Annotated in this window: 21 protein-coding genes and 5 tRNA genes; 12 read left to right on the top strand and 14 right to left on the bottom strand. The window is 70.3% G+C overall.

What is annotated here, in order from left to right:
• Positions 1–49 precede the first annotated feature (49 nt).
• A complete protein-coding gene (dusB, locus tag QC180_RS22165; RefSeq protein WP_278264869.1) occupies positions 50–1,192 on the bottom strand; it encodes a tRNA dihydrouridine synthase DusB in 1,143 nt (380 codons plus the stop codon).
• Positions 1,193–1,287: 95 nt separating this feature from the next.
• Between dusB and QC180_RS22160 the strand changes: the two genes are divergently transcribed.
• Together QC180_RS22160 and QC180_RS22155 are read left to right on the top strand one after the other, a co-directional pair.
• Positions 1,288–2,472 (top strand): lipase family protein, encoded by a 1,185-nt coding sequence (locus tag QC180_RS22160; RefSeq protein WP_278264708.1) that lies wholly within the window; start codon positions 1,288–1,290, stop codon positions 2,470–2,472.
• A gap of 167 nt (positions 2,473–2,639) precedes the next feature.
• Positions 2,640–3,230, top strand: a complete 591-nt coding sequence (locus QC180_RS22155; protein ID WP_278264707.1) for a hypothetical protein — start codon at positions 2,640–2,642, stop codon at positions 3,228–3,230.
• Positions 3,231–3,292: 62 nt separating this feature from the next.
• On the opposite strand, the gene QC180_RS22150 is transcribed toward QC180_RS22155, so the two are convergent.
• The 3 genes from QC180_RS22150 to QC180_RS22140 all read right to left on the bottom strand — a co-directional run bounded on the left by QC180_RS22150 (position 3,293) and on the right by QC180_RS22140 (position 5,162).
• On the bottom strand, positions 3,293–4,249 hold the full coding sequence (locus tag QC180_RS22150; RefSeq protein WP_278264706.1) for an acyl-ACP desaturase: 957 nt from the start codon (positions 4,247–4,249) through the stop codon (positions 3,293–3,295).
• A 186-nt stretch (positions 4,250–4,435) separates the two neighbouring features.
• The gene (locus QC180_RS22145) at positions 4,436–5,029 is read right to left on the bottom strand and encodes a DUF937 domain-containing protein (RefSeq protein ID WP_278264705.1); all 594 of its coding nucleotides are present in this window, start codon (positions 5,027–5,029) and stop codon (positions 4,436–4,438) included.
• A 57-nt stretch (positions 5,030–5,086) separates the two neighbouring features.
• Positions 5,087–5,162 (bottom strand) — tRNA-Lys (locus QC180_RS22140).
• 712 nt (positions 5,163–5,874) lie between these two features.
• On the opposite strand from QC180_RS22140, the gene QC180_RS22135 reads away from it, so the two are divergent.
• The 4 genes from QC180_RS22135 to QC180_RS22120 all read left to right on the top strand — a co-directional run bounded on the left by QC180_RS22135 (position 5,875) and on the right by QC180_RS22120 (position 6,952).
• The gene (locus tag QC180_RS22135) at positions 5,875–6,546 is read left to right on the top strand and encodes a TetR family transcriptional regulator (RefSeq protein WP_278264704.1); all 672 of its coding nucleotides are present in this window, start codon (positions 5,875–5,877) and stop codon (positions 6,544–6,546) included.
• Between the two features lie 92 nt (positions 6,547–6,638).
• Positions 6,639–6,711, top strand: a tRNA-Glu gene (locus QC180_RS22130).
• A 30-nt stretch (positions 6,712–6,741) separates the two neighbouring features.
• A tRNA-Asp gene (locus QC180_RS22125) sits at positions 6,742–6,815 on the top strand.
• 60 nt (positions 6,816–6,875) lie between these two features.
• Positions 6,876–6,952, top strand: a tRNA-Phe gene (locus QC180_RS22120).
• 46 nt (positions 6,953–6,998) lie between these two features.
• Here the strand turns inward: QC180_RS22120 and QC180_RS22115 are convergent.
• The 4 genes from QC180_RS22115 to QC180_RS22100 are packed head-to-tail and all read right to left on the bottom strand — an operon-like array spanning position 6,999 to position 13,246.
• On the bottom strand, positions 6,999–8,030 hold the full coding sequence (locus QC180_RS22115) for a phosphotransferase family protein (RefSeq protein WP_278264703.1): 1,032 nt from the start codon (positions 8,028–8,030) through the stop codon (positions 6,999–7,001).
• Entirely contained in the window at positions 8,023–8,805 is a 783-nt protein-coding gene (locus tag QC180_RS22110) for an SDR family oxidoreductase (RefSeq protein ID WP_278264702.1), read from the bottom strand. The genes QC180_RS22115 and QC180_RS22110 overlap by 8 nt, the downstream gene beginning before the upstream one ends.
• On the bottom strand, positions 8,805–10,019 hold the full coding sequence (locus tag QC180_RS22105) for an acyl-CoA dehydrogenase family protein (RefSeq protein WP_278264701.1): 1,215 nt from the start codon (positions 10,017–10,019) through the stop codon (positions 8,805–8,807). The genes QC180_RS22110 and QC180_RS22105 overlap by 1 nt, the downstream gene beginning before the upstream one ends.
• 35 nt (positions 10,020–10,054) lie before the next feature.
• Entirely contained in the window at positions 10,055–13,246 is a 3,192-nt protein-coding gene (locus QC180_RS22100; protein ID WP_278264700.1) for an acetyl-CoA carboxylase family protein, read from the bottom strand.
• Between the two features lie 153 nt (positions 13,247–13,399).
• Between QC180_RS22100 and QC180_RS22095 the strand changes: the two genes are divergently transcribed.
• Positions 13,400–13,476: transfer RNA gene (locus QC180_RS22095), tRNA-Asp, on the top strand.
• Between the two features lie 46 nt (positions 13,477–13,522).
• On the opposite strand, the gene QC180_RS22090 is transcribed toward QC180_RS22095, so the two are convergent.
• The 3 genes from QC180_RS22090 to QC180_RS22080 are packed head-to-tail and all read right to left on the bottom strand — an operon-like array spanning position 13,523 to position 16,161.
• Positions 13,523–14,557: a DUF8176 domain-containing protein gene (locus tag QC180_RS22090; RefSeq protein ID WP_278264699.1), complete on the bottom strand. Its 1,035-nt coding sequence runs from the start codon at positions 14,555–14,557 to the stop codon at positions 13,523–13,525.
• A gap of 9 nt (positions 14,558–14,566) precedes the next feature.
• Positions 14,567–15,844 (bottom strand): hypothetical protein, encoded by a 1,278-nt coding sequence (locus QC180_RS22085; RefSeq protein ID WP_278264698.1) that lies wholly within the window; start codon positions 15,842–15,844, stop codon positions 14,567–14,569.
• On the bottom strand, positions 15,844–16,161 hold the full coding sequence (locus QC180_RS22080) for a hypothetical protein (RefSeq protein ID WP_278264697.1): 318 nt from the start codon (positions 16,159–16,161) through the stop codon (positions 15,844–15,846). The genes QC180_RS22085 and QC180_RS22080 overlap by 1 nt, the downstream gene beginning before the upstream one ends.
• A 98-nt stretch (positions 16,162–16,259) precedes the next feature.
• Between QC180_RS22080 and QC180_RS22075 the strand changes: the two genes are divergently transcribed.
• Both QC180_RS22075 and QC180_RS22070 read left to right on the top strand, forming a co-directional pair.
• A complete protein-coding gene (locus tag QC180_RS22075) occupies positions 16,260–16,943 on the top strand; it encodes a GAP family protein (protein ID WP_278264696.1) in 684 nt (227 codons plus the stop codon).
• A gap of 128 nt (positions 16,944–17,071) precedes the next feature.
• A complete protein-coding gene (locus QC180_RS22070; RefSeq protein WP_474646512.1) occupies positions 17,072–17,791 on the top strand; it encodes a polyprenol monophosphomannose synthase in 720 nt (239 codons plus the stop codon).
• A 57-nt stretch (positions 17,792–17,848) separates the two neighbouring features.
• Here QC180_RS22070 and QC180_RS22065 read toward each other — a convergent pair whose 3' ends face one another.
• Positions 17,849–18,283: a DUF6069 family protein gene (locus QC180_RS22065; RefSeq protein ID WP_278264695.1), complete on the bottom strand. Its 435-nt coding sequence runs from the start codon at positions 18,281–18,283 to the stop codon at positions 17,849–17,851.
• Positions 18,284–18,435: 152 nt separating this feature from the next.
• On the opposite strand from QC180_RS22065, the gene QC180_RS22060 reads away from it, so the two are divergent.
• The 3 genes from QC180_RS22060 to QC180_RS22050 all read left to right on the top strand — a co-directional run bounded on the left by QC180_RS22060 (position 18,436) and on the right by QC180_RS22050 (position 20,966).
• Complete coding sequence (locus QC180_RS22060) at positions 18,436–18,984, top strand: hypothetical protein (RefSeq protein WP_278264694.1); 549 nt, start codon at positions 18,436–18,438, stop codon at positions 18,982–18,984.
• Positions 18,985–19,129: 145 nt separating this feature from the next.
• Positions 19,130–19,774, top strand: a complete 645-nt coding sequence (locus QC180_RS22055) for a copper chaperone PCu(A)C (RefSeq protein WP_278264693.1) — start codon at positions 19,130–19,132, stop codon at positions 19,772–19,774.
• Complete coding sequence (locus QC180_RS22050; RefSeq protein ID WP_278264692.1) at positions 19,767–20,966, top strand: Dyp-type peroxidase; 1,200 nt, start codon at positions 19,767–19,769, stop codon at positions 20,964–20,966. The genes QC180_RS22055 and QC180_RS22050 overlap by 8 nt, the downstream gene beginning before the upstream one ends.
• 97 nt (positions 20,967–21,063) lie before the next feature.
• On the opposite strand, the gene QC180_RS22045 is transcribed toward QC180_RS22050, so the two are convergent.
• Both QC180_RS22045 and QC180_RS22040 read right to left on the bottom strand, forming a co-directional pair.
• The gene (locus QC180_RS22045; RefSeq protein ID WP_278264691.1) at positions 21,064–22,479 is read right to left on the bottom strand and encodes an HAD-IB family hydrolase; all 1,416 of its coding nucleotides are present in this window, start codon (positions 22,477–22,479) and stop codon (positions 21,064–21,066) included.
• Positions 22,479–24,908, bottom strand: a complete 2,430-nt coding sequence (locus QC180_RS22040) for a glycerol-3-phosphate 1-O-acyltransferase (RefSeq protein ID WP_278264690.1) — start codon at positions 24,906–24,908, stop codon at positions 22,479–22,481. The genes QC180_RS22045 and QC180_RS22040 overlap by 1 nt, the downstream gene beginning before the upstream one ends.
• Between the last annotated feature and the right edge of the window lie 137 nt (positions 24,909–25,045).

Here is a 25,045-nt window from a genome sequence, read left to right as displayed (position 1 = left end):
GGCGATCTCATTGCGCACCGATGACATTCCCCCCGCGACCCGGCTCGGCTCAGCCTCCGCTGTGCATCACATCGGCCGCGGCGGGCACGGTGTCGTCCTCGGGATCGTCGAGCCAGCCGTCGGGCAGCGCCACCTTGGTCTGTGGGGAGCCCTGGCGGCCGCGCGGGCCGAGGGCGTCGGTGGGGAAGGGCACCGAGGGGTCGAGCTGGGCGACGAGGTCCTCGATCTGGGACAGCCGCGAGACGGTGGCGAAGCTGCGGCGCAGCTGCGAGCCGACCGGGAAGCCCATGAGGTACCAGGCCATGTGCTTGCGGATGTCGCGCATGGCCTTGTCCTCGCCGTCGTGCTCGGTGAGCAGCGTGGCGTGACGCACCAGGATCTCGCCGACCCGGCCGAGGGTGGGTCCGTCCGGGATGGGCTCGCCGCGCAGCGCGGCACTGAGCTCGGCGAACAGCCACGGACGACCCAGGCAGCCGCGCCCGACGACGACGCCGTCGCAGCCGGTCTCGGCCATCATCTTCAGCGCGTCGTCGGCGGAGAAGATGTCCCCGTTGCCGAGCACGGGAATGGTGGTGACGGCTTCCTTGAGCCGGGCGATGGCCGACCAGTCGGCCGCGCCGGAGTACAGCTGGGCGGCGGTGCGCGCGTGCAGGGCCACCGCGGCCGCGCCCTCGGCCTCGGCGATGCGGCCGGTGTCGAGGTAGGTGTGGTGGTCGTCGTCGATGCCGATGCGGAACTTGAACGTCACCGGTACGCCCGCCGGTTCGGCCGCCGCGACCATCTCGCGCACGATATTGGCGAACAGCCTGCGCTTGTACGGCAGCGCCGAGCCGCCACCGAGCCGGGTGACCTTGCGGACCGGGCAGCCCAGATTCAGGTCGATGTGATCGGCCCAGCCCTCGCCGACCACGATGCGCACCGCCTCGCCGAGCGTCTTCGGGTCCACGCCGTAGAGCTGCATCGAGCGGGGGTGCTCGTTCGCGTCGAACGCCATCATGTGCAGCGTCTTCTCGTTGCGCTCCACCACCGCCCGCGCGGTAATCATCTCGCAGACGTAAATAGCGGTGTCGCTGCCGAATTCCCGGCAGAGTTTGCGGAACGCGAGGTTGGTGATGCCCGCCATCGGTGCGAGCACGACCGGCGGATCGACCGCGTACGGCCCGATCCGCAGCGCCGCGGGGGCCTGGGGCATCGTGATAGTCACGCACGCCATTGTCTCATCACCCGAGGTCGCGCCCGAAAATACCCGCGTACCGTCCGTCACACCGAGCAGGAGAAGCGTCACAGATGAGCAGTTCGACCAGTGGACCGGCCACGGCGGCAGCGGGGAGCCCGGCACTGACCGCCCCGTCCGGTGACGCGTTCTATCAGCCACCCGCCCTGGTCGAGGGCGAACACGGCGACCCGATCTGGTCGGCCCCGCTGACCGGGGTGGCCGCCCTGGCCGACGCCGCCGTCAACGAACGCGTCCTCTACCGCTCGGAATCGGTGCACGGCGAGCCCATCGCCGTCTCCGGGATCATCGCCCTGCCCGCGACCCCCGCCCCCGGCCACCCCGTGGTGAGCTGGGCCCACGGCACCCTCGGCTCGGCCGACCTGTGCGCCCCCTCGCGCGACACGGCCGAGTCCCCGGCGCATCCGTTCAACGCCGACCCGCAACCGGTCCTCAACGCGCTGCTGCGCGCGGGCTACGCCGTGGTGTCGACCGACTACGAGGGCCTCGGCACGCCCGGCCCGCACCCGTACCTGCTCGGTGAGTCCGAGGCGCGCGGTGTCCTCGACATCGTCCGCGCCGCCCGCGCCCTGCATCCGGAGCTCTCGGCCAGGGTGGCCACCTTCGGCCACTCACAGGGCGGCCAGGCCGCGCTGTTCGCCGCCCACCACGCGCCGAACTGGACACCAGAGCTCGAGTTGGTCGCCGCCGTGGCCACCGCACCGGCCAACCACATCGCCGCGGGCTTCCAGGCGAGCCTGTCGGCCCCGGTCACTCACGAGGGTTTCGCCTTCCACCCGCTGTTCGTCACCGGCGCGGTCGCCGCCGATCCGAGCATCGATCCGCGCGCGATCTTCACCGACCGGGCCTACGAGCTGTACCTGCGCGATACCGAGTCGCGCTGCCGGGTCGGGTTGAGCAGGCCGGATTCCTGGGGTGGCATCAAGGGCACCGAGATCGTGCGTCCGGAGGCTCTCGACGGACCGGATTTCGCGAAGCTGCTCGCCCGGCTGACGGCCACCCACCCCGCCCTGCCGATCGCCGTCCCGGTGCGCGTGGTCCAGGGCCTGGACGACCCGCGCGTGAACCCCGAGGGCACGGCCGCGCTGGTCGAGGAGTTGCGCGCGATCAACGGCACCGACCGTGTCACCGCCGTCATCTACGAGCAGGTCGCGCCCAACCCGCTCAGCCCGCATTTCGGCGTCCTGCACACCGACACCGAACCCCTGCTGACCTGGCTCGCCGAGCGCTTCGCCTGACGGAAACCGGCCGGTGTGATCGATATCGCCCACCGGCCCGTTTCCGGGGTTTGCGCTGGTCCTGAGCAGCGCCGTGCCGCGAATTACCTGGGACGCGATGTCCCGGTTCGGGGTGGTCGTCAGTAGCCTGTGTCTGCCGACACCTCCGTAATCGAAAGCGACGAGCCATGCCCGACAGCACCGAAGGCGCCACCGACCTGACGAAGAAGGCCGAGCCCACCGAGCCGCAGAAGGGCACCGTCGCGCTGCGGGTCTCCTCGCTGATCGGCGGCGGCGTGATCGCCGTGCTGGCGATCATCGCCCTCGTCCTCGGCGTTCTGCTGGGCTCGGCGCGCTCGGAACTGTCCGACCGCGACGCGCGCGCCGCCGACGACGCCAGGGCCGAGCAGATCGCCCTGGACTACGCCGTGGGCTCGGGCACGGTGAACTACCAGGACTACAACGCCTGGCTCACCAACCTCAAGGCGGGCACCGCCAAGCCCGTCGCCGACAAGTTCGACGCCGCCAGCCCCAAGCTCGAGCAGATCCTCGCCGTGCTGAAGTGGACCTCCTCGGCCACCCCGATCACCGCCAAGGTGATGTCGCACGAGGGCGATGTCTACCAGGTCGACGCCTTCGTCGACGTGAGCACCACCAACGCCCAGAACCCCGACCCGCAGCGCAACACTGTGCTGTTCACCATCACCGTGGACGCGGGCCAGGACTGGAAGATCACCGACGTCGGCGGCGGCCCCGACGGCATGCTGCCGACGAAGTAACCCCCGGACACGACAACGCCGCCCGCCGAATGATCGGCGGGCGGCGTCGTTCGTGTGGCTGACTAGACTCCGGCCAGCTCGCGCTTCTTGGCCTCGCGGGCCAGCATCTTGTCGCGCTGCTCCTCGAACTTGACCACGTCCTGGCTCAGCTTCTCCAGGAAGCCCGCCAGGCGCTCACGGGTGGCCTCGCCACGGCCGGTGAAGTCGGTCCGCTCGAAGACGTTCCACTTCTTGAGCACCGGCTGCACCACCTCTTCGAGGTGCTGACGCAGGTCGTAGATGCCGTGCTTGGCCATCAGCACACCGTTGCGGCGGAAGTTGGGCATCCCGGCGCCGGGCATCTGGAAGTTCTCGACGATCAGCGAGATGGCCTCGATGGCCTGGTCGGGGCTCAGGTCGAGGGCCGCGCCGCACAGGTTGCGGTAGAAGATCATGTGCAGGTTCTCGTCGGCGGCGACGCGCTGCAGCATGCGGTCGGCGATCGGGTCGTCGCACACCTTGCCGGTGTTGCGGTGACTCACGCGGGTGGCCAGCTCCTGGAAGGTCACGTAGGCGACCGAGTGCAGGAAGCCCGCGTCCACTTCGGCGGGGGAGGCGAAGCCGTTGGTCATGTGGATCATGCGGGCGTTCTCCAGGGCGACCGGATCCACGCCACGGGTGACCACCAGGTAATCGCGCATCACGATGCCGTGGCGGTTCTCCTCGGCGGTCCAGCGGCCGACCCAGGTGCCCCAGGCGCCGTCCTGGGAGAAGTTCTCGGCGATCTCGCGGTGGTAGGACGGCAGGTTGTCCTCGGTGAGCAGGTTGGTGATCATGGCCGCCTTGGCGACCTCGCTGAGCTGGGACTGCTCCGGATCCCAATCGATGCCACCCATGGCCGCGAAGTTGCGGCCCTCGTCCCACGGGACGTAGTCGTGCGGGTGCCATTCCTTGGCCAGCGACAGGTGCCGGTTGACGTTTTCCTCGGCAACCGGCTCCAACTCCGTGAGCAGTTCGAGTTGAGTCAGATCCCTTGCCATGTAAAAACCCTTCGCTGTCGTGCTTGCGGTCGAACGTCGCGATGCGGCCATACCTTACGGCACCGTAGGTGTGATGCGAAACATTGTCGTGCGCGGCCACATTGTCGGCAGATGCCGGTTGGTCTTGCTGACGAGTGTAGGTGTACGGCCCGCAGCGTAGGGACTATCGCTGCGGGCCGCGCGGTGTTAGCGCTTGCCGCCGAGCAGCCCGCCGAGCACGCTGCCCAGCGCGCCGCCCGCGTTCTTCGACAGCGCCTCGCCGATCACCCCGCCCAGTCCGCCGGTGGCGCCCGCGCCGCCGAGCAGCCCGCCCAGCAGGTCGCCGAGGCCGCCGCCGGAGGCCTGCGGCTGCGGTGCGGGGGCGGGGGTCGAACCGCCGCCGGTGAGCTGCTTGGCGAGGTAGGCCAGCACGATCGGCGCCAGGATCGGCAGCAGCTTGCCGATCAGGTCGTTGCCGCCGGTCTCGCCGGTGGCGCCGAGCGCGCTGATGACGGTGTTCTTCTCGTCGCCGAAGACGTTGTTCACGATCTTCTCGCCGTCGGCCACGTCGACCTGGTTCAGGTTCACCGCGCCCGCGCCCTCGACGAGGCCGCCGTGGTTGTCGAGTGCCCCGAGCAGCGACGCGGCGCCCTGCGGCTGCGCCGCGTTGGCCCGCAGTCCGCCCAGCAGCGTCGGCAGTGCCGCCTGCACGGCCGTGCTCGCGGTCGCCTGATCCACGCCGAGTTGGTCGGCGATCTGGGCGATGGGGACTTGGGAGAGCAAATCATCGAAAGAGGTCATCGGCTCCGCCTGGTAGAGGGGTGCCCGGTAGGGCCCGGGTCGCGCCCAGGGTATCCGTGGTGCCCCCTGTAGGACTCGAACCTACGACCTAGTGATTAAAAGTCACCAGCTCTACCAACTGAGCTAAAGGGGCGCGCTGGGGAGTCTAGCGGACGGTCCGCCGGAGGGCCGAATACCGGTACCCGGTGCCCGTCGCGGCGCGCCGATCGGGGCTGGTCGGCCCCGGTGCGGCTGCCGTCGAGGGCCGCGATCGGGCGGTAAACGTCTGGTGCCCATCGACGTTCGGACTTCCCGTTTCGGTGTGTTATCGAATAGTGTTGCCGGGCAACAACTTTGACAGAGCTAGGAGTGTCCGGTCGATGAGGTGGTCCGGTAGGGGTGCCGGTCTCGCGACCTTTCGGCGAACTGCAGGGGGTTCCCGGAAGCGCGGAAGACCAGGTCAACCGGATTGTGCCACTGTGGAATTGGTAGCCGACGTAACCAATTCGGTCGCTATCCGTTTGCTGTGGTGGATATCCGGTCCGGATGTTCGGATGGGTGCCTCATTTGCCGCGTGTCGATCCGCGAATACGGGTACGGTGACCACCTGGTGAATTTCGGAACACGCCTGGTGCGACAGGCCGGGGAATTCATCGAGGGTTCGGGTGCCGGGGTGATCGCGATGGGCACGCGAACTTCTGGCAAAGGGGTAATCGGCACCGCAGGAGGAGGCGGTTCGCACAGGTAGTGGAGCCCGAGTGTGCACCCCCTGCGGCGCACCCGGGCCGACGAACCATACCAGTCGGTGGGGTACCGGCTATTCACACCACTATTCGCGTCAGCGAACATTCGGAGGCGTTTCGAGCATGGCACGGCAGCAAGAGCGGGCACGCCGGACACGCGCGGCGATAATCAAGTCCGCGGCCGTCGAGTTCGGGAAGAGCGGATACGCGGCGGCATCGCTCAACCGCATTCTGGAAGGGTCGCGCGCGACCAAGGGGGCGATGTACTTCCACTTCGACTCCAAGGAGGACCTGGCGCGCGCGGTGCTCGAGACCGCGGTCGAGCGCTACCGGTTCTGTGCGGAGCGCTGGCTGGCGCGCGCCGATCTGGGCCCGCTCGACGTGCTGCACGGCATGGTCGACGAGATCGCCCTGCGGCTCGAGCACGACACCATCGTGCAGGCCGAGTACCGCCTGGTGATCGAGCCCGACTTCCACCGCGACGCGGGCAACGGCGGCGGGCGGATCGTCGGCCGGGCCACCCGCGTGCTCGCGGTGCGCGCCATCGACGACGGCCAGCTGCGCGCCGACGCCGACCCCGACCGCTTCACCCGCACCCTGTCCGCGGCGCTGGCCGGGCAGCGCTATCTGGTCGACCCCATCGCCAACGGCTCGGCCGCCGATCTGCGCGGCCGCTTCGCCGAGGTGCTGGAGGTGATCGTGGAGGCCATGGCGACCCCGCTGTGGATCCAGAGCTTCCGCAGTGACGGGTGGCGCGCGCAGGCTCGCCTCGACGACCTCGGTTTGGGCGCCTGACCAGCCGATTTGGAAGTCTGCGCACACCTGTCATAAGCTATGCGAGCTCCCAACGGAAACGTTGAAAGCCGGTCCGGAGAGATCCGGGACGAGCCCCCTTCGTCTAGCGGCCTAGGACGCCGCCCTTTCAAGGCGGTAGCGCGGGTTCGAATCCCGTAGGGGGTACAGTCTTCGGACTGTGTAGCAGTACAGCAAGGCCCTGTGGCGCAGTTGGTTAGCGCGCCGCCCTGTCACGGCGGAGGTCGCGGGTTCGAGTCCCGTCAGGGTCGCAAGTAAGCGCCGGAGTTCGTTCCGGCGCTTCGCGTTCGGCATTCAGTATGGGTGCCTGCGGCCAGGTAGCTCAGTTGGTACGAGCGTCCGCCTGAAAAGCGGAAGGTCGCCGGTTCGATCCCGGCTCTGGCCACCACGATCCCCTCACCAGATTCTGGTGAGGGGATTTTTTGCGTTGGTGGTCAGATGCCCGCCGTGTCGGCGACGAGGAGGGCCTGCTGGACGACGGCGTCGATGCGTTCGGCGGTCGGGGTGCCCGCGGCGGCCTTGTTGCGGGGGTCGTCCTGGGCGCGGCGTAGGACGCCCTCGGCGATGATCGCCAGTTTCCACAGGCCCAGGGTGTGCCAGTAGCGCAGGGCGGCGGGGTCGCGGCCGGTGAGGTCGAGGTAGGCGGTGGCCATCTCGGCGCGGGTGGGGAAGCCGGGCAGCGACGAGGCGGGGAAGTCGCCGCCGGTGTCCTCGCCGGGCTCCACCCAGTAGGCGAGCAGGCTGCCCATGTCGGCCAGCGGGTCACCCAGGGTCGACAGCTCCCAGTCCAGCGCGGCCACCACGGCACCGGTGGTGGGCGAGGTGATCACGTTGCGCAGGTGGAAGTCTCCGTGCACGAGGGTCACCTCGCGCTGCTGCGGGATCGCGGCGGCGAGGCGGCGGGTGAGGTCGTCGATCTCGGGCAGGTCCCTGGTCCGGGAATGCTCCCACTGCCCGCCCCAACGCCGGAGTTGGCGTGCGGCATAGGGTTTGTGACTGGCCAGATCCGTCAGGCCGACGGCGTCGAGATCCACCGCGTGGATGCGGGCCAGGGTGCGTGGCAGCGAGGCGGCGACGGCCGCGCGCCGATCCGGGGTGAGCTCCTCGACGGCGGGCATGGTGTCGAGCACCTGGCCGTCGACGAACTCCATCAGCACCAGCGCGGCCTCGGACCACTCCGGATCGTCGAGCACGCCCAGCACCCGGGGGACGGGCACGTCGGTCGGCGCGAGCGCCGCCATGATCCTGGCCTCACGCACCACATCGTGCGCGGAGGCCAGCAGGTGCCCCAGCGGTGGACGCCGCAGCACCCAGCGTCGGTCGGCGCCGTCACGCACCAGATAGGTCAGATTCGATTGACCGAGACCGATCCGCTCGAACCGCAGCGGCGCCGCGTGGTCGAGGCCGAGCGTGGTGAACCAGCGCTCGATGGTGTCGGGGTCGATACCGGTGAGATCCTCAGCCACCGAACACCGACCCCGGCCGGAACATCCCGGCGTGGCCCAGCTTCTGACCACCGTCGATCACCATGGTCTCGCCGGTGACCCAGCTCGCCGCGTCGGAGACCAGGAACGCCACGGCGGCGGCGATGTCGGCGGGCTCGCCGATGCGGTCCAGCGCGGTCGCGCCCGCCACGGCCTGCTCGTGCTCGCGCCACAGCGCCTCGGCCAGCTTGGTGCGCACCACGCCCGGCGCCACCGCGTTGACCCGGATCTTCGGCGAGAGTTCCAGTGCCAGTTGCTTGGTCAGGTGGATGAGCGCGGCCTTGGACGCGTTGTAGAGACCGATGTTCGGTTCCATGGTGAACCCGCCGATCGAGCTGGTGTTCACCACCGCCCCGCCGTGCTCGCCCATCCACGCCTTGGTGACCAGCGAGGTCCACAGCACCGGCGCCCACAGGTTCACGTCGAAGATCTTGGCGAAGCGCGCGTGATCCTGGTCGATCACGGGACCGAAGGCGGGATTGGTGCCCGCGTTGTTGACCAGGATGTCGATGCGCCCGAAGCGTTCCAGGGTGAGCTCGACACAGCGGCGGGCGGCGTCCTCGTCGACGGCGTGCGCGCCGACACCCACCGCCGTGCCGCCGATCTGCGCGGCGGCCGCGTCGGCGGACTCCTGGGTGCGCGAGGTCAGCACCACGTCGGCGCCCGCCGCGGCGAGGGCCTCGGCGGTGGCCAGACCGATGCCGCGCGAGGCGCCGGTGACGATGGCCGCGCGGCCGGTGAGATCGAGTCCGGTCATCACTTCTTCTCCTGGTACTTGCGCAGTTCCTGATGCGCGATGGCGCGCTTGTGCACTTCGTCGGGGCCGTCGGCCAGGCGCAGGGTGCGCAGGTGCGCCCAGGCCATGGCCAGCGGGAAGTCGTCGGTGACACCGGCGGCACCGTGCACCTGGATGGCCCGGTCGACGATCTTCAGCGCGATGCTCGGCGCCGCCACCTTGATCGCGGCGATCTCGGTGCGCGCGGCCTTGTTGCCCACGGTGTCCATCAGATGCGCGGCCTTCAGCGTGAGCAGCCGGATCATCTCGATGTCGATGCGCGCCTCGGCGATCCAGTCGCGGATATTGGCATTGGCGGCGATCGGCTTGCCGAAGGTCTCGCGGCTCAGGGCCCGCTTGCACAGCAGTTCCAGCGCCCGCTCGGCCATGCCGATACTGCGCATGCAGTGGTGGATGCGGCCCGGCCCCAGCCGCGCCTGGCTGATGGCGAATCCCTCACCCTCGCCTTTGAGCACGTCGGTGACCGGCACCCGCACGTCCTTGAAGTCGATCTCGGCGTGGCCCTCGCGGTCCTGGTAGCCGAAGACCGGCAGCCCGCGCAGCACGGTGACACCGGGTGCGTCGATCGGGACGACCATCATCGACTGCTGCCGATGCGTGGCCGCGGTGGGATCGGTCTTGCCCATCACGATGAGCACCCGGCACAGCGGGTGCAGGGCGTTGCTGGCGAACCACTTGCGCCCATTGAGCACGTACTTGTCGCCGTCGCGCACCATCGACAGCTCGATATTGGTGGCATCGGCGCTGGCCACGGCCGGTTCGGTCATCGCGAAGGCCGAGGCCATGGTGCCGTCGAGCAGCGGCTCGAGGTACTTGCGCTTGTGCTCCTCGGTGCCGAACAGCTCGAGCACTTCCATATTGCCGGTGTCGGGGGCGTTGCAGTTGCACGCCTCCGGCGCGAGCACGCTGCGGCCCATGATCTCGGCCAGCGGCGCGTACTCGAGATTGGTCAGGCCGGGGCCGCGACCGGGGTGCGGATGGAACAGATTCCACAGCCCGCGGCGCTTGGCCTCGGCCTTGAGCTCTTCGAGAACCGGCGGCTGGAAGTGCGGGTCGCCGGATTCGCGCATCTGCGCGGCGTAGACGGCCTCGGCCGGGTAGACGTGGCTGTCCATGAAATCGAGCAGGTCAGCCCGGTATTTCTCGGCCCGTTCGGAGACTTCGAAGAGTGACATGGAGCGAACCTATTTGAAGTTGACGTCAGCGTCAACTATCGCCGCAGGGTGGCGATCCAGTCGCGGGTGGCGGCCGGGTCGATCACGTCGTCGAGTTCGAAGCCGGTGGCGGCGGTGAGGGCCTTGCCCTGCTGATAGGCCAGCGTGAGCAGCTGCTCGAACAGCGTCTCGCGCTCGGCCGGGTCGGCCACTGCCTCGAGTTCCTTGCGGAAGCCCAGGCGCACCGCGCCCTCCAGACCCATCGGGCCGATCTCGCTGGTCGGCCAGGCGACGGTGAAGTCCGGCGCGCGCAGATGCCCGGCCGCCATGGCCATCGCGCCCAGCCCGTAGCCCTTGCGCAGGATCACCAGGCCGAACGGCACGTCGAGCTGCGCGCCGAGCACGAACAGCTTGCTGAACCGGCGCACGGTCGCGGTCCGCTCGGCATCGGGGCCGACCATGAAACCCGGGGTGTCGCACAGGGACACGACCGGCAGCCCGAACGACTGGCACAGCGTGAGGAAATCGCCCATCTTGTCGGCGGCCTCGGCATCGATCGCGCCGCTCAGATGATGACTGGAGTTGGCGACCAGCCCGAACGCCACGCCGCGCACCCGGATCAGCGTGGTGACGATCCCGACGCCGTAGTCGGCGCGCAGTTCCAGCACCGAGCCCACATCGGCGATCGCCTCGATCGCGCGGTGGATGTCGTAGGCGCGCAAGCGGTTCTCCGGTACCACGTGTCGGGCCAGGCGCGGGTCCGGCTCCTCGTAGGCGTCCACCGCGCCCTGGAAATAGCCGAGGTACTGCTTGGCCAGGGCCACCGCGTGCGCCTCGTCGCGGGCGGCCAGGTCCACCACGCCGTTGCGCCGCTGCACGTCGATCGGGCCGATGTCCTCCGGGCGGTACACACCCAGCCCGCCGCCCTCGATCATGGCCGGGCCGCCCATGCCGAGATTGGCGTCGGGCGTCGCGATGATCACGTCGCAGGTGCCCGCCAGCGCCGCGTTGCCCGCGAAGCAGCGGCCCGACACGATCGAGACCAGCGGCACCCGGCCGCGCAGGGCGCCCAGTGCGCGGAAGGTGGGCACGTCCAGACCCATGCCGGTCCAGTCGGTGTCGCCGGGTCGACCGCCACCGCCCTCGGCGAACAGCACCACCGGAATGCCCTTGCGCGCGGCCAGATCGAAGGCGCGATCGGTCTTGGCGTGATTGTGTTTGCCCTGGGTGCCCGCGAGCACGGAGTAGTCGTAGGAGATGACCACGGCTTCGGCGGCCTGGCCGAAGTGCTCGGCGCCGATGGTGGCCAGGCCGGTGACCAGGCCGTCGGCGGGGGTGTTGGCGATCAGGTCGTCCTCACCGCGCCTGCTGCGCTGGGCGGCGATGGTGAGCGCGCCGTACTCGACGAAGCTGCCGTCGTCGACCAGGTCGGCGATGTTCTCGCGGGCGGTGCGGCGGCCGAGGCGGTGCCGTTTGGCGACGGCCTCGGGGCGGGCCGCGTCGAGGGTCACCCGATGCCGGGCCAGGATCTCCTCGACATCGGCGCGTGGTCTGCCGGGATCGAGGTCGGCGTCGGCGGCGCCGGTGTCGTCGGTGCCGGTGCGGGCGATGATCACCAGCGGGTCGCCGGGGGAGACCACCTGACCGGGCCGCACCAGCGTCCGCACGGTCCTGGCGGCCGCCGGTGCGGCCAGCACGTGCTGCATCTTCATCGCCTCCAGCACCACGAGCTGCGCCCCGGCGCCGACCTCGACGTCCTCTCCGATCACCTCGACCACCGTGCCCGCGAGCTGGGCGCGCACCGCCTCCTGCCCCGGATACAGCTCCACGGCCGCGCCGGTGACCTCGGGCCGATCGACCCCGGCGAGCAGCGCGGGCAGGTGTTCGGCGAGATACCCGGTGGTGACGGTCCCGGCACGGAAGGTGCTGTCGGCCAGAATCTTCCGCAGGAGGGCGATATTGGTACCGAGCCCGGTGACGGTGAATTCCGCCAGCGCGGTCTCGGCCTTGCGCGCCGCGGCGGCGAAGGAGTGGCCCCGGGTGCGGGTGATCACCTTGGCCAGCAGGGAGTCGTAGCGCGGGCTCGGGGTGAGGCCGGGGCGGCCGAAAGTGTCCACGCGCACACCGGGACCCGTCGGCGGGGCGAAAGCGGTGAGCGTGCCCGAGGTCGGCATCGTGGACCCGTCGACGGCCGGGGTCTCCATGTTCACCCGCGTCTGGATGGCGATGCCGTCGGCCGTGGCGGGCTCGCCGGTGGTGCCGGTGGCCTCGGCGCGGACGCCGGACGGCAGGTCCAGATCATCGAGGCGCGCACCCCGGGCGAGCGCGAGCTGGGTGGCGACGAGGTCGATCCCGGTCACCTCCTCGGTGACGGTGTGCTCCACCTGGATACGCGGATTCACCTCGAGGAACACGAATTCGCCCTCGGACACCAGGAATTCGACGGTGGCCAGTCCCCGGTAGTCCACACTCGCGCACAGCCGGGCCGCCGCCGCGTGCAGCTCCCGGCGCAGCTGCGGCGAAAGCCCCTGTGCCGGAGCGATTTCGATCAGCTTCTGATGACGACGCTGCACACTGCAATCCCGATCGCCGACCGCCAGCGCCACCCCGTCGGCCGCCACGATCTGCACCTCGATGTGCCGGGCGTCCTCGACCAGGGCCTCCGCGAAGACGGCCGGATCACCGAAGCCGAGCTGGGCTTCCGCCGCGCACCGCCGGACGGCGTCGTCGAGTTCCTCGGCCGCGCGCACCACCCGCATCCCGCGCCCACCGCCCCCGGCCAGGGCCTTGATCATGATGCCGCCGGGGTGTTCGGCGAAGAAGGCGCGGATCTCGGCGAGCTCGCTGGGGCCGTCGGTGGCAGATGACACCGCCACCTGGGCGGCGACCGCCGCGCGTCGGGCCGCGGACTTGTCGCCGAACAGTTCGAGGGCCGCTGGATCGGGTCCGACGAAGACGCGACCCGCGTCGGCGCAGGCCCGCGCGAACGCGGCGTTCTCGCTGAGGAATCCGTAACCCGGGTGGATGAGGTCCGCCCCGGATTCCTTGGCGGCGGCCAGGATCGCGTGCTGATCGAGGTAGGCGGCGGCGCCCGTGCCCGGCAGGGCGATGGCCTCGTCGGCCAGGTGCACGTGCGGGGTGAGCGCGTCGTCCTCGGCGTACACCGCGACGGTGTCGAGCCCGAGTTCGGTGGCGGTGCGCAGCACGCGCAGGGCGATCTCCCCGCGGTTGGCGATCAGCAATGTCACGGAATTCCTCGACGACTCAGCCCCCGGTGTGGTCACAGTCACAGTCTCATCGGACTTGACGCGGGTGTCAACTAGCGCGTCGGAGACCCCGCCGACCAGCACGATTACGCTCCGACGGCACTCCTGGCGTACGCTGCACCCGCACTACATCGAGGCCCTGTGGCGCAGTTGGTTAGCGCGCCGCCCTGTCACGGCGGAGGTCGCGGGTTCGAGTCCCGTCAGGGTCGCCACGAAAGGCCCCCACACCATGCCGGTGTGGGGGCCTTTCGCGTGTGCTCAGTTCCGGTGATCGATGCTGGTGATGCGGTAGCGGCCGGTGGAGACCTCGGTGGTCCGCATCGTCTGGTTGATCTTCTCGATGGCGGTGTCGCCGGGCCACTGCTGCTGCACGGTGACGTTCCACACCGACGGATCGGTCGTGTCGGCGCGGGTGATGTGGATGCAGTACTTCACCCCGACGGGGAAGGTGGCGATACCCGCCGCCAGCGCGGCCTCGTCGCCGACGTGCGCGTCGTCGGTGACGTACGTGCGCGCCTTGGCGGCGTCGCGATCGACGTAGTAGCTGTACTCGAAACCCAGGATCGCGCCCTGCGGTGACGCGGTGTCGCCGCGATCGGCGCTGATGGTGATCGAGGAACTGCGGAAGGACTCACACCCGTCCACCGCGTGCGGTGGCGCGGGCGCGACCACGGTCTGCTCGGCGGACGAGGTCACCGGAACACCGGCCAGGGCAGCCTGTTTCGCGGTGTCGGCCCGGTCGGAGGGGCCGAGGAAGATATTGGCGGCCAGCCCGAGCGCGACCACGAACACCAGCGCGCCGACCACGCCCTTGATCACCGCCGCCGCCTTCGCGCGCCCGTGCGGGTCGTCGTAGCGCTCGTCGTCGAAGGACTTGCGCGGCCGCCGGGTGACGGTGCCGCCCCCGCCGTAGTCCTTGAGCCGGGGCAGGACCGGCATCTCCACGTGGTCGCCGCTCTGCTCGGTGGCGGTGGTGGTGGCCCAGTCGTTCCAGTCCACATCGTCGCGGCGCGTCGGCTCCTCGGCGACGGGGGCGTCGTCGTGCCAGTCGTTCCAGTCGCCGGTGAAGCCGTCGTCGTCGGAGTGGTACACCGGCTCGACGTAGACGGGCGTGGTGACCGGCCGGTCGTCGAACGGCTCCGGGTCCGGCGGTGGCCAGGTCTCCGGGGTGGTGCCGATCGTCTGCGGCTCGGCCTCGCGGCGCCGTCTGCGCCGCCGCTTGCCCTGCGGCCTGCGGCGGGCCGACGGCGTGGTCTCCGAGGCGGAGAAGTAGGCGCCGAACGGGTTGTCCATGCGCGCGTCCTAGGCGGGCGCCGGGACGACTCCCGGCTGGCCGTGCTTGGGTGCGGTGGACGGCCGTTCGCTCTCCTGATCCTGCTGTGGACGCGAGGCCGGGGGGATCACCCCGCCCTGCATGGGCTGCTGGGCCGGTGCCTGCGTGCTCGGCTGCTGCACCGGCACCTCGGTCTTGGGGGCCTGGTAGGACGGCTCCGGCGTGGTCGGCGTCACCGTCGAGGGGGTGTCCGGCTTGCCGGAGGTACTCGGCGCCGGGGAGGCGGCGGGCTTGTCGCTGGTGCCGCCGAGCCCGCCGAACAGGGTGCTGGAGTTGCCGCCGTTGCCCGAGGGCGTCGTCGGGGTGGTCGGCGCGGTCGCCGCCGGGGTGGTCGACGTGCCGTCGCCGCCGCCGGTGACCCCGGCGGCCAGGGTGTCGATGCCCGTGGTGGCCAGGTCGGCGCCCGAGTCGATGCCGTGCATGGCGACCTCGGCGATCTTGTCGATCAGGTGCGTGCCGAATTCCACGCCCGCGTCGATGGCCGCGGTGCCCAACGACACCCCGCCGCTGATCAGCGCCTTCTGCAAGGCGATCTGGGCGTCGGTGGCCGGGTCGCCGGTGGACTCGGTGTCGTCGTCGAAGCTGTAGTCGCCGGTCGAGGTACCGCCGGTGCCGAGCACGTAGACGCCCGGGGCGACCTCGGTGGCGCCGGGCGGAACCGTCACCCCGTTGGTGCCCCCGAGATCGCCGGTGAGGTCCTTGGTGTCGCGGGTGTACTGGTCCATGTCGGTGCTGGCGGCACCGACCACGCCGACCGCCTCGGAGATGGCCTCCTCGGCGAGTTCGACGATGGCGTCGAGGTTGTTGCTGTTCACCGCCGGTGCGGCGGCCTTGGCCTTGGCGCGGAAGTCGGCGATGATCGCGTCGACCTTGGCCGCGGCGGTGGCCTGCGTCGAATGTGCCTGGCCGAGCAGGGTGCTCAGCCGCTGACCGCGATCGGCGGCCGCGGAGACCTCGGTCGCGGTCTGGCGCAGCGCGGGCGTCGCCGGGGCCGCGGTGTCGGTGGACTCGAGGGCGTAGAGGCCGAGGCGGTGCGGGTCCTCGGTGGCCGTCGTCGCGTTCGACGCCGAGGTCAACGCCGAGACCACCGACGGATCGGGATCGGCGGAAGTGTTGGTGCCCAGCGACTTCCGCAGCTCCAGCAGCGGCACCTCGAGCAGGGCGATCACCGGCGCCAGCTTGGCCTCGGCCTCGGCGGGCGAGATCGTGCTCAAGGTGTTCTCGGTGACCAGGGATTTCGTGCGCATCACGCCACCTCGCTCGTCGCGGCGTCCAGATCGCCCGCCAGGCCGGTGTCGATGTCGACGACCGCGGTGCCGAATCGATCCAGGATGCCCTGGTAGGTGGTGACCAGATTGCCCGCGGTGCTCAGGGTCGCGGCGTGGTCACCGGCCGCCTTGCTCCAGGCGGCCGCGAATTCGCGTCCGAGCACGCCTAATCCGGATAGATCGACCCCCGCCGCCGTGGAGGTTTCTGTTGCCGCTGTGCCGAGTAGTTCGGAAACCCGGGCTGCCGCACGCTGATAGGCGTCGAGCGCTGCCGGGTCGAAGGACATTTCTGCCACGAGGTCTTCCCCTTCACGATCGCGGGTGCTCCCACGAAAAGCGTAACCAGGTCGCGGCCGTTGTGGGCGGGTCTGGCGCGAGTAGGGTCGCGCAAGTCATGGGAGTCCTGCTGATCACGCTGCTCGGGTTCGCCGTGTTGGACGCGCTCGACGTGCTGTTGGTGGCCATCACCACCGCCGTGGTCGCCGACGCGCGGCTGACCCGTCGCTCGCCGGTGGTCGGGGTGCTCAGCTTCATCGGCGGGGTCTTCACCGTCTCGTTCGCCTTCGGTGTCTGCACGGTGCTCGGCATCGATTTCCTGGTCCGACTGCTGGACTTCGAGCTCACCCCGACGCTGCGGTACTGGGGTGAACTGCTGATCGGCCTGGTGCTGATCGCCGTCGCGGCGCTGCCGGTGACCGCGACCGCGCGCACCGGCGGCCGCTGGGTGCGGCCGGTGCGCGAGCGGCCCTGGCTGATGGGCGTGGTCGGCTTCACGCTCGGGCTGGCCAAGGTGCCCACCTCGGTGCCGTATCTGGCGGCGCTGGCATTGCTGTCGGCGCAGCGTCCGCTGCCGCTGGGCTGGCCGGTGATCGTGGCCGCGTACTGCCTGGTCGCGCTGGTGTTGCCGCTGATCGTGCTGGCCCTGGCGCTGCGCCGGACCCCGCGTTCGCGCCGGGTCTATCGGGTGCTCGTGCGCGGGATCACCCGGTTCGGGCCACCGGTGGTGCGGGTGCTGTTCGTGGTGTTCGGTGTCGTGCTGGTGGTGGACGCGCTGGTCCACGCCGGGCGGCTGTGGTGAGGGCCCCGGCCCGGCCGATCGGTTTCCTGTCAGGCCGATCGAGTACCGTCATAACGAATCGATGACATGCCGCGGCGCCCGTTCACCCGGGTCGCCGGGCGTTACCAGGTGAGCAGGGAGGGCGACCCTTGAGGGTTACCGTTGTTGTGCCGACCTACGACGAGCGGGAGAATCTGCCGGTGGCGGTGGAGCGGCTGACGGCGCTGCCGGTCCCCGATCTGCACGTGCTGGTGGTGGACGACAACTCACCCGACGGCACCGGCGAGGTGGCCGACAAGCTGGCCGCCGACCTGCCGAACGTGGTGAGCGTGCTGCACCGCACCGAGAAGGACGGCCTCGGCCGCGCCTACATCGCGGGCATCACCCAGGCCCTCGAAGACGGCGCCGACGTGGTGATCCAGATGGACGCCGACCTCTCGCACCCCGCCGAGGTCATCCCGGCCATGCTCGACAAGCTGGGCTCGCCCGAGGTCGGCGTGGTGCTCGGCTCGCGCTACGTGCCCGGCGGCTCGACCGCCGAGGAGTGGAAGTGGTACCGCAAGGCCCTCTCGGCCTGGGCCAACTTCTACGTCAACCTGATCCTGCGCCTGGGCGTCAAGGACGCCACCGCCGGTTTCAAGGCGTGGAAGGCCGACACCCTGCGCGCCATCGACGTGGCCTCGATCCGCAGCAACGGCTACTCGTTCCAGGTCGAGATGAACTACCGCGCGATCAAGAAGGGGTACACGATCGCCGAGGTGCCGATCCGGTTCGAGGAGCGCACCGTGGGCGCCTCGAAGATGAGCTTCAAGGTGCAGCTCGAGTCGGCGCTCATGCCGTGGAAGCTGCTGTTCGGCCGCTCGGTCTGACATCCGTGCCGAAGGGCCCCGCCGGGATTCGGCGGGGCCCTTCGTCGTATCCGGGGTTCAGTGGGCGGCGATCTTGCGGCGCACACCTTCCAGCGCGACCACGATGACCGGCACCAGCACCACGTGCATCACCGACAGCGCGACGGTCGAGGCGGTGTCGAACTCGGCGGCGACGGTCAGCCCGATGGTCGCGACGGCCAGCACCGAGCCGACGACCTCGGCGACCCGCAGCACCCCGGCCCACAGGTAGGACACCAGCACGGCGGCGGTCAAGCCGATCAGCAGCGGCACGGCCGACATGATCACCACCCCGCCCGGCGCGACATCGGTGACGGTGTCGCCGTCGGTGACGAGGAACGATCCGCCCGCGGCGGCGCCGATGCCCCAGACGATCAGATTCAGCACGACCGCGGCGACCACCCCACCCAGCACGGCGACGGGCCGGTTCAGGGCGGGCAGGGTGCGGTCGGCGGTGGCGGTGATGGTGGTCATGATGTTCTCCCTCATTCGGTGGTGTGATCATCATCGAACCCAAACAATGGTTGAGGTCAAGCGCTGTCGGTGAATTGGCTTCCGCGCAAAGGGAAAACGCAGGTCGGGGGCCTGTGCCGGACAACTACGACAGGAAGTCGTAGTATGGCGCGGTGTCCGCACCCACCGATCCGGCCGCGCGAGCGCGCGGTGCCGCGGTCGGTGCCGCCGCCGGTGCGGTCGCGATCCTGGCCCACGGACTCGGCGGCGCGAGCACCGCGCCGAGCGGTGCGGCGATCACCCTGCTGCTGGCCGCCTGCGCCCTGATCGGCGTCGTGGCCGCCGCGCTGCCCCGCCCGACCGGCGCGCTCGCCACCATGGCCCTGCTGACCGTCGGCCAGGCCGTCGGCCACCTCGCCCTGTCCCTCGGACACACCCACCACCACACCTTCACCGCCGCGATGCTGCTCGCGCACGCCCTTGCGGTGCCGGTGTGCGCGCTGGCCATTCGCGCCGCCGAAGTCGGCGCCCGCCGCGCGATCACCAGCGTGCGTCGATTGATCCGGGTCCTTACGGAACCCCCGGCGACGTCCACCTCGCCACCGCGGCCGCCTCTTTCCGACGAGCGCGCGACGGTCCGCCGTCTGCTGCTACGCCCCGGCATCGGCCTGCGCGCTCCGCCGACCCTCGGTCGAACCATGCCGCAACCCGGCCCGGCCTAGCCGCGCTCCGTCACCGCGCCGTCGCTGGCCTGTCCGGCTGTATCGCGTCCGCACTTCACCCCGCACCGGCACACCTGTCGTCTTCCGGCGACCTGTTTCCGTGTCGACCGGTTCGGGCCCATTCACCCACGATCGGAGATCCTCCGTGTTCGCGTTTCCGCGTACCCCGCGCGTCGCCCGCCGTCTCGGCGCCGCGACCGCCCTGTCCGTCCTCACCGTCTTCGCCACCGCCTGCACCAGCACCGACTCGCCGCCGCCCGCCGCGCAGAGCGAGCGGATCACCCTGAGCGACCAGTGGATCAAGGCCGCCGACTCCGGCATGTCCGCTGCCTTCGGCGAGCTCACCAACACCGGCGACGAACCGGTCACCCTCGTCGCCGCCACCAGCCCCGCCTCGGCCCGCGTGGAAATCCACGAGGTGGTCCCCGACAGCAGCGGCGAGACGACCATGCGTCCCAAGGAAGGCGGTATCACCATCCCCGCCCACGGCGCGGTGACCTTGAAGCCCGGCGCCGACCACCTCATGTTCATGGACCTGCTCGGCCCCCTGCGCACCGGCGCCGAAACCTCCCTCACCCTCACCTTCGCCGACGGCTCCACCACCGTGGTCACCGCCCAGATCCGCGATTTCGCGGGCGGCAACGAGAACTACGCACCCGGCGGCGACCACCCCGCGGGAAACGCCGGGCATCCGGCCGACTCCACGCATCCCGCGTCGGAGCCCGGTGACAGTGCGCCGGGCGGCGGAGACCGCGCGCCGGGCGCCGAGAACTCCGCGCACGGTGGCTGAGCGGCGTCACGGGCTCTCGCGTCGTCGGCTGCTCGGTGGGGGAGCGGCAGCGGTGGGCGTGGCCGGTGCGGCGGGGATCGGCTGGGGTGCGGCCGGTTTCCCGCGTGCCGCACCGGAGCCCGACGCCGCCGCGGACGTCGTCGCGTTCCACGGTCCGCATCAGGCGGGCATCGCGACCCCACCGCCCGCGCACGTGGCGTTCACCGGTTTCGACCTCGCGCCGGGCGTGGAGCGCGCCGACATCATCGGCCTGCTCCGCATCTGGACCGACGACGCCCACCGCCTCACCCAGGGCGACCCGGCCCTGGCCGACACCGAACCGGAACTGGCGGCCAGCCCGGCGCGCCTGACGATCACCGTCGGCTTCGGCCCCGGCCTTTTCACCGCTGCGGGCATCCCCGATCGGAGCCCGAGCTGGCTGCGCCCGCTCCCGGCGTTCCCGATCGACCGCCTCGACCCCGCCTACACCGGCGCCGACCTGGTCCTCCAGATCTGCGCCGAGGAGGCGACCACGGTCGCGCACGCGACCAGGGTGCTGGCCAAACACGTGCGCTCGCTGGTGCGGGTGCGCTGGGTCCAGCGCGGTTTCCGGGACGCCCCACCGGGTCGGACCCCGCGCAACCTCATGGGCCAGCTCGACGGCACCGTGGGCATCGCAGCGGCCGATTTCGACCGTCTGATCTGGGACGACGGCGCGAAGACACCCTGGCTCGCTGGCGGCACCGGACTGGTGCTCCGGCGCATCGCCATGGACCTCGACACCTGGGACGAACTCGACACCGACGGCCGCGAACTGACGGTCGGTCGTCGGATCTCCGACGGGTCGCCGCTCACCGGCACGGGGGAGCACGACGAGCCGGACCTGGCCGCCGTCGACCGCAACGGCATCCCGGTCATCCCACCGGGCTCGCACATCGCCCGGGCCCGCCACACCCATGACGGGGAACGGTTCCTGCGCCGGGGCTTCAACTACGACGAGCCCCCGGCACCGGGCCAGGTCTCGAACTCGGGCCTGCTGTTCGTGGCCTACCAGCGCGATGTCGACACCCAGTTCCTGCCGGTCCAGCGAAGACTGGCGGAATTCGACGCGCTCAACGAATGGACGACCCCGATCGGATCAGCCGTCTTCGTCATCCCGCCCGGGGTCCCCGGCCCAGGCCACTACGTCGGCGAGCCATTGTTCGACAGCTGATCGCCCGGCAGGCGGCCACGCACCGCGCGTGCCCGCCTGCCCGGCATCGGCTCCACTGCTTCGGCCAGCCGTGCGGCCGCGTTCCCGCGCGGAGGGCTCAGTCCCGCGGCCAGTTCAGCAGCGTGTGCTCGTACAACCGACGTACGCCTTCGACCTCGTCGTCCATCTCCGCCGGGTCCCAGCCCGACACATCGATCGGCGCCAGCACCGCCACATCCACGATCCCCGCTCGCGCGATCGGCGAATCCCGCCAGGCGATCTCGCCCGCGTTCCGGATCACCACCGGGATCACCGGCACCCCTGCCTGCACGGCGATGTGGAACGCGCCCTTCTTGAACGGCCCGACCCCGGGCGTATACGAGCGGGTGCCCTCGGGCGCCACCGCGATGGACAGCCCCTCGCGCAGCGTCGAGACCACCGGCGCCAGCGCGGCTTTGGCCCGTTCGGTGTCGGTGCGGTCGATGAAGGTGACGCCGACGAACCGCATGAGCGGCCCGAACAGCGGATGCTTGGCCAGTTCCTTCTTGCCGACGCCGGTCACCGCCCCGTCGAGCACCTTCGGCACGATGATCACGTCGAACTGGCTCTGATGGTTGAACAGGAACACCGCGGGCCGTGGCGCGCGGGCGTGCTCGGCACCGACCACCCGCAAGCGCACATCGGTCGCGCGCAGGGTGGCCGTGGTCGCGTCGTGCAGCAGCCCGTCGGCCATGGCTCGACGCTTGCGCGTGTAGGACTTGCGCAGCACCCCGGTCAGCGCGCCGCCGAGCAGCGCGGCGAATCCGGCCACCGTGCGCAGGTAGTCGATCGGGCGCGGCGCGCGGCGTGGACGGAAGGTGAGGGTCGTCCAGCCAGCGGAGTCCGCGTGGTCGGCCAGCGCCGGGTCCGGGTCGACCGCGGTGGGGGTGGTGGCCAGTTCGAGCAGCGGCAGATCGGTCGCGCTGTCGGCGTAGACATAGCCCACCTCGGCACCGAGATCCGCGGCGAACGCGCGCACGGCCGCCGCCTTGCCGGTACGCCACAGCGGCGGCCCGTCGAGATGCCCGGTGAGGATGGCGTCCTCGACCGCCAGCCGCGTGCACAGCACATGCTCGATGCCGAGCCGCTGCGCCGCCGGGGCCACCTGATGGACCGTCAGCTCGCTGACCAGCACCACCGTGTGCCCGGCCAGCTGATGTTCGCGCACGAGCCGCCACGCCTCGGGGAACAGCCGCCCGTAGATCTCCTTCCGGAACGCGTCACGCCCCAGCTCGGCCAGTTCGTCCTCGGGCACCCCCGCCCAGGTCCGCTCGACCGCCTGGAGGAACCGCCCGTAATCGCCGTCACCGCCACCGCGCCGGATGCCGCCGAGCAGTGCCGCGCGTCGAGCGTCACCCCGGCGCACGACCCGCCGGACCACGCCCCGGCGCGGCATCCCGTCGACGACCGTGCCGCCGAAATCGAAGGCCGCGACCACCTGCGCGCCGCGCGGTCCCGACCGGATCGCGGCCACCGCCGCTTCCAGGGTGCTCATCACAGGGCCGTCCGGTTCGACGGGTCCAGCGTGGCGGCTCGCGCGATCCGCTCGCCGAGATCACGCAGTTGCTGCGCGAATTCCATACGCCGCTGGGTCAATTCGGTGGCGGCCTCGCCGGTGGCGGGGGCGATCAGCTTGTGGTTCTCCGCGAGTTTCCAGGCGCTGGTGAACAATTCCGTCGACACCGATTCCGGGCTGTGCAGCCGCTGTTGCAGGAGCATCTGCTTGCCCACCGCCACGCACTCGTCGATGAATTCCTTGCGATCGATCACCGCGTCGGGCGCCCGCGCCACCAGCCGTTCGGCCACCACCAATTGCGCGTCGAAGAACGAGCGCAGCACGCGGTGCGCCATCACGAAGCCGGAATCGGTGAGCGCGTTGAGGAATTGGCGATCGAGCCGGTCGTCGGGGGTGTGCTCGTCCCATTCCGGCACGATCAGCCGCACCTCGGCGATGATCTGGTCGGCGAATTCCTGCCGTTCCGGGAAGAAGAATTCGAACTTGAGCAGATCGCGCAGTGCGAAGGCGGCTTTCCACGCCGAGCGCAGGGGGTCCTCGCCGGGTGCCTCCACGGCGGTGAGCGCGGCCAGTTCCAGAATGGCGCGATTGACGAACCAGTGCACCGCGCTGTTGCGATAGAACGCCGCCTCCAGGTGCGCGCCCGGTTCGATCGCGTAGACCGCCTCCAGCCCACCGCGATACACCGTCACCACGCCCGCCAGCGCCAGCTGCTCGAGCACCACTCGCAACCCCTGCTCGTCCCGCAGGGCGGTGAGCTCGCCGCTGGGCAGGCCGCGCGCGTCGATGTAGCCGAGCACCGGGTCGAGCACGGTGCGCACCTCGCCGAGGGTCAACGCGCGCTCGTGCACGCCGAGCAGCGCCAGGGTGACCAGCGCGTTCACCGTGATCGGCGTGACCTCGTTGATGCCGACGGCGATATCGAAGGCCAAGCGCTGCACCGCCTTACGCTCCACCTCGGCCAGCGCCGACTCGTCCGGACGACGGGTGGCCCCGGAGGTGGTGTCGCGCAGCGGGATGGTCGTCGGGCGCTGATCCAGCGGATCGCCGTGCGTGGTCAGTCCCTGGCGCGCCGAAATCGGTTCGCCGAAGCGCACATACACGCGTCCGGCCGAATGCTGTTGACTGCGCACATATCTGGCCAACCATCCGATGCCCTCGGCCTTCTTGGTGCCGCCGGATTGTTCACTGGCGATGGCGCCCAGTTCGTTGAGCCGCTCGTAGGTGATCGAGACCGGAACCAGCATCACGTCTTCGATCCGGCGCGAACGCACCGCGGCGGCAAGGTAATTGAGCAGACCGTAGCGCGGCGGCCGGAGCTTGCCCGTGCGGGTGCGTCCACCCTCGAAGTACCACTCCATATTGAAGCGCTTGGCCAGCAGATAGGCGAAATACTCCTCGACGACCGCCTTGTACACCTCGTCGTCACCGAAACTGCGGCGGATGAACACCGTGCCGGTGCGCCGGGCGATCGGGCCCATCGGCCAGAAACTCAGATTCGCGCCGCCGATCACGTGATTCGGCGGAAAGTCGTTGCGGGCCAGCACGTCACCGAGCACGAACGCGTCCACATAGGAGCGGTGTGAAGGCAGGAACACCAGCGGGTACTTGCGATTGAGCGTGCGCAGCGCGTCCAGGCCGCCCAGATCGGTGTCCACCTTCCAGGTCGAGGCGTGCACCGGGCGCATGGCCTGGGTGAACAGATCCGAGACCAGCCTGCTCTGCGCGGCCACCAGTTCGCGCAGTGCCTTCTCCGCGCTGCGATACACCTGGTCGGGTTCGGAGCCGATCTCGTCGGCGATGTAGTCGAGTTTGCGCTGGAACTCGGGGGAGTCCAGGATCTCCTCGGCCACCAGTTGGGGCACCTTGTAGCGATCCCCGATGACGGTGCGTTCGGCGCGTTCGAGCGCCACCACCGCCGCGCGCACCACCGCGCGGGCGAACGGCTCGGCGCTCCCGGCCCGCAGCAGCGCGGCCGCCTCCGGATTGTTCGTCCGCAGCTCACTGAGCCGCGCGGGGGCGCCGACGAGCACCCGGTGCCGATCCGGTTCGGTGCGCAGCAGCCTGCGCTGCACCAGCCGGTTGGGTTTGCGTGGATTGGTGAGCAGGGCCAGATCAGCGAAGGTGACGCGGCGGACGCCGTCGCGCTCCGGCGGCAGCCACAGCACCCGCACCGGGACCACCAGCGGGTCGTCGTGCCTGCCGACCAGGCGTTTGGTGATGGCCTTGGCGTCCATGTCGAGCTGGGTCACCGGCGCGGTGGCGCCGATCTCGGCGCTGAGGCTGCCCTCGGCGATCCAGGTACCGATCACTTCGCGTTCCACGCCCGAGGCCGCGTCGACCAGGGCGACCACCGAGTCCGCCGACGGTCCTGAACGTCGGCCACGCCGCCCACCGTTGTCGATCATGCCTCCATTGAAGCCGCAGTTCGGCCTCGGCGCACCGAACTTCGACCACAGCGCGTTGCGCGGCGAGCGAGTGGCGAAGAATACCCATTATGGACCCGGCTAACCCGCGAGGTAATGCTAACCTAACTCGGCAAAGT

Source organism: Nocardia anocheti (assembly GCF_029675105.1).
In the GTDB taxonomy this organism is placed as follows: Bacteria; Actinomycetota; Actinomycetes; order Mycobacteriales; family Mycobacteriaceae; genus Nocardia.
Note: the sequence above shows the minus strand (reverse complement) of the source record. Positions and strands in the feature narration are given on the sequence as shown.